This is a genomic window from Vibrio echinoideorum (genome assembly GCF_024347455.1).
Taxonomy (GTDB): domain Bacteria; phylum Pseudomonadota; class Gammaproteobacteria; order Enterobacterales; family Vibrionaceae; genus Vibrio; species Vibrio echinoideorum.
Window position 1 is genome coordinate 3,125,667 of record NZ_AP025483.1, and the last position, 12,335, is coordinate 3,138,001.

Annotated in this window: 12 protein-coding genes; 5 read left to right on the plus strand and 7 right to left on the minus strand. The window is 43.0% G+C overall.

Going from position 1 to position 12,335, the window contains the following annotated elements; all coding sequences use genetic code 11:
- Nucleotides 1–158: 158 nt before the first annotated feature.
- The 3 genes from cgtA to rplU all read right to left on the minus strand — a co-directional run bounded on the left by cgtA (nucleotide 159) and on the right by rplU (nucleotide 2,244).
- Entirely contained in the window at nucleotides 159–1,331 is a 1,173-nt protein-coding gene (gene cgtA, locus OCV36_RS14050; protein WP_017073047.1) for an Obg family GTPase CgtA, read from the minus strand.
- Nucleotides 1,332–1,655: 324 nt separating this feature from the next.
- Complete coding sequence (gene rpmA / locus OCV36_RS14055) at nucleotides 1,656–1,913, minus strand: 50S ribosomal protein L27 (protein WP_004735905.1); 258 nt, start codon at nucleotides 1,911–1,913, stop codon at nucleotides 1,656–1,658.
- A gap of 19 nt (nucleotides 1,914–1,932) precedes the next feature.
- Nucleotides 1,933–2,244 (minus strand): 50S ribosomal protein L21, encoded by a 312-nt coding sequence (gene rplU / locus OCV36_RS14060; protein WP_004740823.1) that lies wholly within the window; start codon nucleotides 2,242–2,244, stop codon nucleotides 1,933–1,935.
- Nucleotides 2,245–2,512: 268 nt separating this feature from the next.
- Between rplU and ispB the strand changes: the two genes are divergently transcribed.
- Entirely contained in the window at nucleotides 2,513–3,484 is a 972-nt protein-coding gene (ispB, locus tag OCV36_RS14065; protein ID WP_135456158.1) for an octaprenyl diphosphate synthase, read from the plus strand.
- 95 nt (nucleotides 3,485–3,579) lie between these two features.
- Here the strand turns inward: ispB and OCV36_RS14070 are convergent, their stop codons facing one another.
- Nucleotides 3,580–3,771, minus strand: a complete 192-nt coding sequence (locus tag OCV36_RS14070; RefSeq protein WP_135456156.1) for a hypothetical protein — start codon at nucleotides 3,769–3,771, stop codon at nucleotides 3,580–3,582.
- A gap of 112 nt (nucleotides 3,772–3,883) precedes the next feature.
- Nucleotides 3,884–4,819, minus strand: a complete 936-nt coding sequence (mdh, locus tag OCV36_RS14075; RefSeq protein ID WP_135456154.1) for a malate dehydrogenase — start codon at nucleotides 4,817–4,819, stop codon at nucleotides 3,884–3,886.
- Between the two features lie 350 nt (nucleotides 4,820–5,169).
- On the opposite strand from mdh, the gene argR reads away from it, so the two are divergent.
- The 4 genes from argR (at nucleotide 5,170) to OCV36_RS14095 (ending at nucleotide 10,330) form a co-directional block, all read left to right on the plus strand.
- A complete protein-coding gene (gene argR / locus OCV36_RS14080; protein WP_017073044.1) occupies nucleotides 5,170–5,640 on the plus strand; it encodes a transcriptional regulator ArgR in 471 nt (156 codons plus the stop codon).
- Between the two features lie 343 nt (nucleotides 5,641–5,983).
- Entirely contained in the window at nucleotides 5,984–6,952 is a 969-nt protein-coding gene (locus OCV36_RS14085; protein ID WP_017073043.1) for a TAXI family TRAP transporter solute-binding subunit, read from the plus strand.
- Between the two features lie 253 nt (nucleotides 6,953–7,205).
- The gene (locus OCV36_RS14090; RefSeq protein ID WP_135456152.1) at nucleotides 7,206–9,785 is read left to right on the plus strand and encodes a TRAP transporter permease; all 2,580 of its coding nucleotides are present in this window, start codon (nucleotides 7,206–7,208) and stop codon (nucleotides 9,783–9,785) included.
- A 107-nt stretch (nucleotides 9,786–9,892) separates the two neighbouring features.
- Nucleotides 9,893–10,330 (plus strand): universal stress protein, encoded by a 438-nt coding sequence (locus OCV36_RS14095; protein ID WP_029224773.1) that lies wholly within the window; start codon nucleotides 9,893–9,895, stop codon nucleotides 10,328–10,330.
- Between the two features lie 149 nt (nucleotides 10,331–10,479).
- On the opposite strand, the gene OCV36_RS14100 is transcribed toward OCV36_RS14095, so the two are convergent.
- The gene (locus OCV36_RS14100) at nucleotides 10,480–11,442 is read right to left on the minus strand and encodes a D-2-hydroxyacid dehydrogenase (RefSeq protein WP_135456150.1); all 963 of its coding nucleotides are present in this window, start codon (nucleotides 11,440–11,442) and stop codon (nucleotides 10,480–10,482) included.
- Between the two features lie 34 nt (nucleotides 11,443–11,476).
- Nucleotides 11,477–12,211 (minus strand): bifunctional tRNA pseudouridine(32) synthase/23S rRNA pseudouridine(746) synthase RluA, encoded by a 735-nt coding sequence (gene rluA / locus OCV36_RS14105; protein WP_135456148.1) that lies wholly within the window; start codon nucleotides 12,209–12,211, stop codon nucleotides 11,477–11,479.
- Nucleotides 12,212–12,335: the final 124 nt, after the last annotated feature.

Sequence of the window (12,335 nt, forward strand, 5' to 3'; positions counted from 1 at the left end):
TCCCATAGGCGTTAATTATATAAGGATAAATTTTGCATAAAAAACAACGTGACGTCATGATTTAGATACAAAAAAACCGCAATTTTCATTGCGGTTTAACAAAACTATCAGCGTATCTTAGAAAAAGCGACCAAAGTGTTTATAAGAAACAACGAGGATTAGTCACGAACATAGATAACATGGCCGTCATCTTCTTCGTCATCCCAGTCATCCCAGTCGTCGTCATCTTCAGTAACGACATTCTTACCGGCCATCGCATCTTTATGGTAGTCATCCCACATAAAGTTAACTTTTTCTTCTTCTTCAATAGCTTCAACTTCACGAGGTAGGTTCTCCATGAACTCACCCAGTTTAAAGCAAAGATCTTTGGTGCCTATTTTGTTCACAGCAGAGATCTTGAAGTACTCGCCTTCCCAACCTAAAGCTTCGACGATTTCTTGAATCTTTTCGTCAGCTTCTTCTTCAGGCATTAGGTCAACTTTGTTGAACACTAACCAACGAGGTTTCTGTGCAACTTTCTCACTGTACTGCTCAAGCTCATCGATGATCGTCAATGCATTCTGAATAGGATCAGAACCATCAATTGGTAAAATATCGATCATGTGCAGAAGAACACGACAACGCTCAAGGTGCTTCAAGAAGCGAATACCAAGGCCAGCACCATCAGCTGCGCCTTCGATTAGACCTGGAATATCAGCAACTACGAAGCTCTTTTCAGGAACCACACTCACTACACCCAAGCTTGGGATCAACGTAGTAAATGGGTAATCAGCCACTTTTGGTTTCGCAGCAGATACTGAGCGAATAAAGGTAGATTTACCTGCATTTGGCAAGCCAAGCATACCAACATCAGCTAATAGAAGAAGCTCTAAACGTAGTTCACGAACTTCGCCTTTAGTACCCATTGTCTTTTGACGAGGAGCACGGTTAACAGACGACTTAAAACGCGTGTTACCAAGACCGTGCCAACCACCTTTACCAACCATGACTTTCTTGCCATGTTCAGCAACTTCAGCAACGACTTCATTAGTGTGGATATCAACGGCGCGAGTACCTACAGGTACTTTCATTGTCATATCTTTACCACGTTTACCCGTACAGTTACCACCGCGGCCATTTTCGCCACGCTCTGCATTGTAAAAACGCTGGAAACGGTAATCGATCAGTGTGTTTAAGTTCTCATCCGCTTGAATGTAAACATCACCACCATCACCGCCATCACCACCGTCAGGACCACCTTTAGCGATGAATTTTTCGCGCCAAAAGCTTACTGTACCATTACCGCCATCACCGGCTTCTATTTTTACTGATGCTTCATCAACGAATTTCATTTTTTAACTCCGCACTTACGTTGCGTTATCACTCATCAAGGAATGATATAAATTCTAGCAGATCCGTGTTTAGATCGATCACCTAAGATCTAGATCGATCTGCAACCAAGGAACAAATAAGGAGAGGTTCTTTGCTTTCTGTTTCTTAAAAAACAAACGGCTTCTTAAAACTAAACGGTTTCTCAAAAACCACACAGCTTCTCAAAACCAAAGCCAGAGCGTCTACTTTTTTATTCTCGCTATAAATAAAAAACCCTGCCGAATCGGCAGGGCTTTTGAATTCAGCTTGAAAGCTATGTAAATATAATCTAGTAAAAGATTAAATTACTCAGCTTCGATGCTTACAAACTTACGGTTTTTAGGACCTTTTACTGCAAATTTCACTTTACCTTCAGTAAGAGCGAAAAGAGTATGGTCTTTACCGATGCCAACGTTTGTGCCAGCGTGGAATTTAGTACCACGTTGACGAACGATGATGTTACCTGCAAGAACAGATTCACCACCAAAACGCTTAACACCAAGACGTTTGCTTTCTGAATCGCGGCCGTTATTAGTAGAACCGCCAGCTTTTTTATGTGCCATTGTTAAACTCTCCTAATACTTAAGCGTTAATGCCAGTGATTTTCACTTCTGTGAACCACTGACGGTGACCAGCTTGCTTACGCGAGTGCTTACGACGACGGAACTTAACGATTTTAACTTTATCGCCACGACCGTGTTGTACTACTTCTGCAGTAACTTTGCCACCTTCAACAAGAGGTGCACCAACAGCGATTTCTTCGCCGTTAGCAACAAGAAGAACTTTATCAAATTCTACAGTTGCACCAGTTTCAACGTCTAATTTCTCTAAACGAAGTGTTTGACCTTCGCTTACTCGGTGTTGTTTGCCACCAGATTGGAAAACAGCGTACATATTTTACTCCGCTTTTTCCGCACAGCCTATGGTTGTTAATTGTACAACTCGGGTGTGCGCTAAACTAATCAATAGGGCGCAGATTCTACGGGAATCATGCCGCTATGACAAGCCATATTTTTAAAATATTGGCGAAAACATGTTCGCCAAAGAAAAGTGCGGCAATCATGCCTTTAAGTGATGTATTAATCAACGTTTTTTAGTGTATTATTCAACAATTAAATACAACGTATAAGCCTTACAGGGTCTAACTTCAGCCGGATGAACAATGGATTTTAAAGCTATCCAAACGCTTACTGCCAATGATATGGCAAAAGTGAATGAAACAATTCAAGCCCAACTTAATTCTGACGTAAGTTTAATCAACCAGCTTGGTTTTTATATCGTTAGCGGTGGAGGCAAACGCCTACGCCCTTTGCTTGCTCTTTTATCTGCTCGTGCTCTTGGTTATCAAGGTGAAGCTCATATCACCTCTGCTGCCTTTATTGAGTTTATTCACACAGCAACTTTACTTCATGATGATGTCGTCGACGAATCGGACATGAGACGTGGTAAAGCGACTGCCAATGCCGCTTTTGGTAATGCCGCTAGCGTTTTGGTCGGGGACTTTATTTACACTCGCTCATTCCAGATGATGACGACGCTAGGATCTTTAAGGATCCTTGAGTTAATGAGTGAAACCGTAAACGTGATTGCCGAAGGTGAAGTTCAACAATTAATGAACTGTAATAACCCGGACACGACAGAAGAAAGCTATATGCAGGTCATCTATTCTAAAACCGCTCGCTTATTTGAAGCTGCGACACAAATCGGCGCTATTCTTACAGAGTCGTCACCAGAAATAGAAACGGCAATGCAGAACTATGGTAAATACCTAGGCACCGCATTCCAGTTGATTGATGATGTGATGGATTACACTGCTGATGGTAAAGAGATGGGTAAGAACGTAGGTGACGATCTTGCTGAGGGCAAACCAACATTGCCTTTACTTTATGCCATGCGCAATGGTACGCCAGAGCAAGCAAGCATGATTCGTGAAGCAATTGAAAAAGCCAACGGCATGGATAAGCTCAAAGATATTCTTGTGGCGATGGAAGAGACAGGCTCTTTAGAATACACAACGAATAAAGCTTATGAAGAAGCAGACAAGGCTATTTCTGAGCTTTCTGTACTTCCTGACTCAGAATATAAGCAGGCATTAACCACGCTCGCTCATCTTGCTGTTAAACGTAGTAAATAATTCAAAGGCACCTACCTTAGAAAAACTACACAGTATAAATAGATAAAAAGAGCCTTGAGGCTCTTTTTTTGGTTTTAACTGCACTGAAGCTAAATTCAGTATCGGCTTGATTCTAACGATAATGGCTGCTCAGCTTCAACCTCTTCAAGCTCAGCCATTGGCACTGCGTACTGATCATGACCATTGTAGGTCTCTACCAAGGCATATTGCTCTTGTTCATCAATGACCAATATTTTTCCTAAACGCCCCAAATACTCGACATTCATACCCTTTTGAACACTAGACATGACCTTCCCCTTTACTTTAATTATAGAAGGAACTACGAATGACTTGAGTCCAAGGATCAAAAAAGCCGACCATAATGATCGGCTTCGTCAATTAGATTAAATGGTGTGACGCTTATTTAGCGAACTCAACACCGATTTCAATATCGCCGTTCAACGTTTCAAGCATGCTGTCTAATGCGTTGCGTTCGAAATCACTCAGCTCACCATAGCTAAGGATCGCTTCTGCGCCCTCTTTGCCTAGTTTAACTGGTTGAGCGAAGAATGGTGCGTGCTCGCCTTCACCTTCAACGTATGCACACTCAATAACATTCTCTTCGCCTTGAAGTGCTTTCACTAGAGCAAGACCGAAGCGACAAGCCGCTTGACCCATAGATAGAGTTGCACTGCCGCCACCCGCTTTCGCTTCTACTACTTCAGTACCTGCATTTTGGATACGAGTCGTTAGCGCTGCGATTTCTTCGTCAGTGAACTCAACACCTTCAACTTGAGAAAGAAGAGGAAGAATCGTTACACCAGAGTGGCCGCCGATAACAGGAACACGGATGTCACCTGGATCTTTATCTTTCAGTTCAGCAACGAACGTTTCAGAACGAATCACATCAAGAGTCGTAATACCAAATAAACGACGCTTGTCGTAAACGCCCGCTTTCTTAAGTACTTCAGCAGCGATTGGTACTGTTGTGTTTACTGGGTTAGTGATAATACCAACACAAGCAGTAGGACAAGTAACTGCGACTTTCTCTGCAAGAGACTTAACAATGCCAGCGTTCACATTGAAAAGATCCGCACGATCCATACCAGGCTTACGAGCAACACCCGCAGAAATAAGCACAACATCCGCACCTTCTAGTGCTGGCGTTGGATCTTCGCCCGCGTAACCTTTGATCGAAACAGGCGTTGGGATATGGCTAAGATCGGCAGCGACACCCGGTGTTACCGGTGCAATGTCGTAAAGTGCAAGATCTGAACCAGCAGGTAGGCGGTTCTTTAGTAGTAGGGCTAGGGCTTGACCGATGCCACCAGCGGCACCAATAACAGCTACTTTCATTGTTATTCTCCTTGAGAGCTTTCTCTTATAGATTCTTTGTAGGGTAGTTCTTGAGCTAATTAAGGCTAAAAAGCTAAATTATGATTAAAAAACTATATTAATCACAAAGTGATTACAATCAATTAACGCTAGCTTTGCGACTTCGCGCAAGTCAATAAAACCGTGCTACACAGCAAGTTCGCATTATGGCGATAATCGACTGAAATAACAAAACAAGTCATCGTAAATGGCATATTATTCTATTAAAAATTTACAGTGATATGACTAACAAATTATTGTGATGTTTTGGCTAAAATTGAATATGTATGCGAGAATATGCAAATATCTTTATTAATAAATAAGAATGACATATGCGCAATACAGAAAAACAAGACAACTTAGTTCGCGCTTTTAAATCTCTATTAAAAGAAGAACGTTTTGGTTCACAAGGTGAAATTGTTGACGCCCTCAAAAATGAAGGTTTTGAAAGCATCAACCAATCTAAAGTTTCGCGTATGTTAACCAAGTTTGGTGCTGTTCGAACTCGCAATGCAAAAATGGAGATGGTTTACTGCCTTCCAGCTGAGCTTGGCGTTCCAACCGTTTCGAGTTCTCTAAGAGAATTAGTACTAGATATTGACCACAACAATGCGTTAGTTGTGATACACACAGGCCCCGGTGCAGCACAACTTATTGCTCGTCTATTAGACTCATTAGGTAAGTCGGAAGGCATACTGGGTGTAGTCGCAGGCGATGATACGATCTTCATTACCCCAACCTTGACAGTAACCACTAAGCAATTGTTCGATTCAGTCTGCGAACTGTTTGAATACGCAGGGTAATTACTCACAGTTTCATAACTATCAAGCATACTAATGGATCACGAATATCTATTCGCTTCGTGATCCAAATCACATCCTAGAATATCTACCTCCCCGCCCTATTATCCACACTAAACCATTGATTTTAAAAAAATCAGTAGCAAATTAAACACGATATCTAAGCCTCATTTGTTAGATTTATTAGCTATATCTTTTAACATTCGAGTAATTTTCTGCCAATTTTTGATATTATTCAGACACTTTTTCATCACATGGATTGAAAAAGATGCCGTTTCCAAATAGGAAACTCCAGAAGCAACTACACTTGTTTCAGGGTTAATAATGAATAAAGGAAGGGAAATTCATGGCATTTACCAAACTTATTAAAGTTGGTGCTATTGCAGCTGCTGTAATGGGCGCTGGCGCAGTTAACGCTCAAGAGTTCATCACAATTGGTACTGGTTCAGTTACAGGTGTTTACTACCCAACGGGTGGTGCAATTTGTAAGCTAGTGAACAAGGGCCGCAAAGACCACAACATTCGTTGTTCTGTAGAGTCTACTGGTGGTTCAATCTACAACGTTAACACCATCCGTGCTGGTGAACTAGATTTCGGTGTTGTTCAATCAGACTGGCAATACCACGGCTACAACGGTACAAGTAAGTTCAAAGATCAGGGCGAATACAAAAAACTTCGCGCTATGTTCTCTCTACATACAGAACCGTTCAACATCATCGCTCGTACCGATGCAGGCATCAACAATGTGTCTGACCTAGCTGGTAAGCGTGTAAACATTGGGAATCCAGGTTCTGGTGACCGTGCAACGATGGGTGTTGTAATGGACTCGATGGGTTGGACGAACGACAGCTTCAAGCTTGCTTCTGAACTGAAAGGTTCAGAGCGCTCACAAGCACTTTGTGACAACAAGATTGATGCATTCATCTACATGGTTGGTCACCCGAACGGATCAATCAAAGAAGCAACAACTTCTTGTGATGCAAAATTGGTTTCAGCAACCGGTCCACAGATCGACAAAATCGTAGCTGAAAACCCATACTACGCATACAGCACAGTTCCGGCTGGCATGTACCGTGGTACAGATGCTGACGTAAACAGCTTCGGTGTTGCAGCAACAATGGTAACAACGTCTGACGTTTCTGATGAAGTAGCATACAACGTTGCTAAAGCAGTATTTGAAAACTTCGCTACATTCAAACGCCTGCACCCAGCATTTGCTAACCTGAAGAAAGAAGACATGGTTAAAGCGGGTATCTCAATCCCACTTCACCCTGGCGCAGTAAAATACTACAAAGAAGTAGGCCTTCTAAAGTAATTCTACTTTAAGCCTGCTCTACCAATAAGGAGGCATGTCCTCCTTATTGGCTTTTCACGTTTTATAAAAATAATCTAAGTGGAAAGAAACAAACCTTTAAGTTTCTCCAATTTGGCGAACTTACCTTCGTATCAAGCCTAAGACAAAGACGAACAAAACGCATTTTCCTGTCAATTCACTACACTAGATAGGAAATAAATAACGTCTCGTTGTTCGTAAGAAAGGCAGACCATCAATAATAAGGATAAAGTACATGACGCAGACAACATCACCGTCTCCAGATGTGCAAGAAATGGTGGCACAATCAGACACTGGCGCGCGTAGCCCTCGCGGTTTCCAAGGTCGTATTTTATGGTTTGTGCCTCTATGTTGGTCACTGTTCCAACTTTGGTATGCATCTCCGCTACCGTTCATTTTTAACTTCGCGATTTTAAACGACACTGAAGCTCGAGCAATTCACCTTACTTTTGCTATTTTCCTAGCTTTTACCGCTTATCCAGCCATGAAGAATTCGCCACGGGATCGTATCCCTGCGATAGATTGGGTATTAGCGTTGGCAGGTAGTTTTGCCGCTTCTTATATCTATATTTTCTATACTGAACTCGCTGAGCGTTCTGGCGCTCCAACAACATTTGATATTGTTGCGGCGGTAATCGGTATGGTTCTACTGCTTGAAGCAACGCGACGCGCTTTAGGTCCACCTCTTATGGTTGTGGCGGCAGTATTCTTACTTTACACCTTTGGCGGTCCACACATGCCAGACGTTATCGCCCATAAAGGTGCGAGCCTGAACAAGGCAATGTCGCATCTGTGGTTAACAACAGAAGGTGTATTCGGTGTTGCTCTTGGCGTATCAACGTCATTCGTATTCTTGTTTGTATTGTTTGGTGCAATGCTAGAGCGTGCTGGCGCAGGTGCTTACTTCATCAAAGTCGCATTCTCCTTGCTTGGCCACATGAAAGGCGGCCCTGCAAAAGCGGCGGTTGTTGCTTCTGGTCTATCTGGCCTAGTGTCTGGTTCATCTATCGCTAACGTAGTAACCACAGGTACTTTCACGATCCCTCTAATGAAAAGAGTCGGATTCTCAGGTGAAAAAGCCGGTGCTGTAGAAGTTGCCGCGTCAACGAATGGTCAATTGACCCCACCAATCATGGGTGCTGCTGCATTCTTAATGGTGGAATATGTAGGCATCTCGTACGTAGAAGTGATTAAAGCGGCGCTATTGCCTGCTCTTATCTCTTACATCGCCTTGATTTACATTGTTCACTTAGAAGCATGTAAAGCAGGTATGACTGGCTTACCTCGTCGTCACACACCCACTATCGTACAAAGCTTACTTTCATTCACAGGCACCATTCTTGGGCTATGCGTGATCAGTGCTGCGGTTTACTACGGTGTCGGTTGGACGAAAGATGTCTTTGGCGATGCAGCAACCCCAATGGTTACTGTTGCTCTATTGATCGCTTATGTTGCCTTGGTTCGAGTTTCAGCAAAATATGCCGCTGAAGGTGGTATGGACATCGATGCCGAGCTAACAGAAGTTCCCGATCCAGGTCCAACGATTAAATCTGGCCTGCACTTCTTACTGCCTATTGTGGTTCTTGTTTGGTGTCTGACTGTAGAGCGCTTCTCTCCAGGTCTATCTGCGTTTTGGGCAACTGTATTCATGATCTTCATTTTGATCACACAGCGTCCTTTGATGACTCTGATGAACAAATCGGACGATCTTGCAGAGCAGACTAAAGCGGGCTTTGTTGACTTACTAGAGAGCTTGGTTTCAGGCGCACGTAACATGATCGGTATCGGCGTAGCGACAGCGGCTGCAGGTACGGTTGTCGGCGTGGTGACTCTGACGGGTATCGGCTTGGTAATGACTGACTTCGTTGAGTTTATCTCAGGCGGTAGCATCATTCTTATGTTGCTATTCACTGCGGTAATCAGCTTGATCTTAGGTATGGGCTTACCAACAACGGCGAACTACATTGTTGTATCAACGTTGATGGCTCCGGTAATTGTAACCCTAGGTGCAGCACACGGCCTGATCATTCCATTGATTGCGGTTCACTTGTTTGTGTTCTACTTCGGTATCTTAGCTGATGATACACCACCAGTAGGTTTGGCAGCCTTTGCGGCCGCCGCGATTGCGAAATCAGATCCAATTCGAACGGGTATTCAAGGTTTTACCTATGATATCCGGACCGCGATATTGCCATTCATGTTCATTTTCAATACCCAACTATTGTTGATGGGCATTGATTCTTGGTGGCATCTATTCCTAACTATTTTCTCTTCTGTGACTGCGGTACTTATCTTTGCCGCTGCAACGCAAGGTTGGTGGTTTACCAAGAACAAATGGTGGGAAACGATCCTATTATTAGTTCTAACTTTCTCTTTCTTCCGCCCAGGCTTCTGGTGGGACATGATTTATCCAGAGAAAGTTCTTTCACCTGGAGTTGAGATTGCTCAAATCACAGAAAACTTATCTGTGGGACAATCACTTGAATTGAGAGTAGGTGGCGAAAACTTAGAAGGTAACTATTCTGAGAAGACGGTTCGCCTTCCGTTTGAAGATTCTGCGACAACAAGTGAAGACCGCATTGCTTCAATGGGCTTAATGCTGACACAAGCTGACGACAAAATGATTGTTGATATGGTTGAGTTTGGTAGCCCAGCAGAAGCCGCTGGCATTGACTTTGATTGGGAAATTAAATCAGTTATCCAAGACGCAGAAAGACCGATGAAAGAGTGGGTATTCTTACCTGCCCTACTGATTTTGATTGGTTTAGCAATGAACCAAAGAAGGCGTGCTCGTAAGGATGAGATTAGCGCGTAATGGATAGAGCCAAGTAACGCTCTACTCTATTTGGCTTTTTTACTACATGGAAAAGATAATTACAGCGCTTAGTGTGTACTAAGCGCAGCTCAAAAAGAGACGAATACATGTATAGACAAATCCTTGTTCCCGTTGATCTAAACGACAAAGGCTTTTCTGATAAAGCAGTTGAGCTAGCGGTATGGCACGCAAAACACAGTAATGCGCAAATCCACATTCTGAACGTTCTTCCAGGCATTCATATGTCAATGGTTGCGTCTTACTTCCCGAAAGACGCCGCGAACCAAATGAAGCTTGATGTTAAAAATCAGCTGAAAGAGTTTGCAGACAAACACATCGATGATGAAGTCGTGTATAAGGTTCACGTTGCCGAAGGCAAAACCTACACAACGATTCTAGATTACGCAGAAAAACTTGGTGCCGACCTTATCGTCATGCCTAGTCATAAACGTTCGAAGATCGATAAAGTGGTACTGGGTTCAGTGGCAAGCAAAGTCGTACAGAACTCACCAATCAATGTATTGGTCGTTAAGCCTCAAGGCTAACCCACCCAATAAACGTTAAGATAAATACCTAAAAAGGTTGGCCTAAAGCCAACCTTTTTTATTTCTGCGACGACTTAAGTAACACCCGCTAAGTCGTTCATATCATGAACCTACTCACTAACTCTCTAACTCACTAACTCACTAACTCACTAACTCACTAGATTCTGCGACTTACCCGCGACAAATGCCTCGATGTTGTCCATTAAAATATCCGACAACTTTTGAATTGCACTATCACTGCCCCATGCGACGTGAGGTGTTAGTAACAAGTTTGGTAAATGACTATTAGCCAACAATGGATTCGAGTTGTCTGCGGGTTCTTGTGTGAACACATCCATACCCGCGCCCGCAATCTCGTGATTTTTTAAAGCGTCAACCAAGGCTTGTTCATTCACTAATCCTCCACGACCCGCATTAATCAAAACCGCAGTTGGTTTCATCAATGTTAGCTCTCGCACTGAAATCAGATCTAGGGTCGCTTCGGTCAATGGACAATGTAAGCTGATTGCATCTGCTTGTTGTAACACCGTATCAAAAGGTAGATATCCCTCTCGACAAGAATCGGCCCCTTTACGCTCTGCAAAGATGACGTTCATACCAATCGCTTTAGCCAATATCGCCGTTGCTTGTCCTAAGCCACCACTACCGATTAAGCCTAATGTACTGCCTGCAACATCTTGAATCGGATGAGTAAAGAAACAGAACTGTTTATCCTTTTGCCACTCGCCAGATTCAATATCCTGATGGTAACCAACAAGGTTTCGCTTTAATGCAAACAGCATCGCGATAACATGTTCAGGCACCGATTGAGTCGCATAGCCTTGCACATTGGTAACGGCGATATTCTTGCTATTACAGTAACCAACATCGACATTGTTCACACCCGTCGCAGAAACGGCTATTAACTTAAGTTGTTGTGCTTGAGACAAATTCGATTTGTTAAGTACGACCTTGTTGGTAATAACCACGTCAGCGCCTTCAACTCGCTCAGGCACTTGCTCTGGTGCCGTGAAGTCATACTCAACCCATTGATGTTCAAAGCTGAGAGGTTTTAAATGAATTTGAGATGGGATGGTGGCTCTATCGAGGAAGACCACTTTCAACTTCGGCATTGTACGTCCTTGAATTTATGTCAATTGAATCATTCTAAGCTTTTAGCTTACTGTAGTCTGGAAGCTCGGGCGCAATTTCAAAGTGCTGTTCAATTTGTGGTGATGCTTGAGGGTAAAAATCACATGGAACAAAGGCTGTGAAGAGTTCGTCATTCGCTGGATGATAAAAGCTCAGTTCACAAGCGTGCAAAGCTAACCTGTCGCTATATTTAAACGCGTCTGGCTTTGCATAAAACTCATCACCCACGATTGGAAAGCCGAGCTCCATACAATGCACACGCAATTGATGTGAACGACCCGTGATAGGAAGCAGCTTCAACAGTGTGGTTTGAGGCTCTTGTTGTTCGACGACATAACGAGTCTGAGATGATTTGCCATCTTCAAAACACACTTTTTGTCTTGGTCGATTTGGCCAATCACAAATAAGCGGAAGGTCTATCAAACCTTCTTTTTCTTCTACTGAACCCCATACTCGGGCGTAATAGAGTTTGTGTGTCAGCCGGTATTGAAACTGCTTTTTTAAATGACGCTCAGCTTGTTTGTGCTTGACCAATAACATCAAGCCAGATGTCGACATATCCAGTCGATGTACAACCTGAACCTCCGGAAACCCTTCGACAAGCCGACTCCACATACTATCGTAATGCTCTGGTAACCTACCCGGCACAGAAAGCAGACCCGAAGGCTTGTTCACAACTAGAATATCGTCATCTTGATAAATAATATCAATCCAAGGTTCACGCGGTGGTACGTATTGTTCTAATGCCATTCCAGCCTCTAGTTACGGTTGAATAATAATTTACGGTTAACTTGTTTATAAAAAAATACAATTTCCATCATTTTTGTACATAAAAGTTGACGACCTTACAAAACATGGTATTGATAAGGTAACG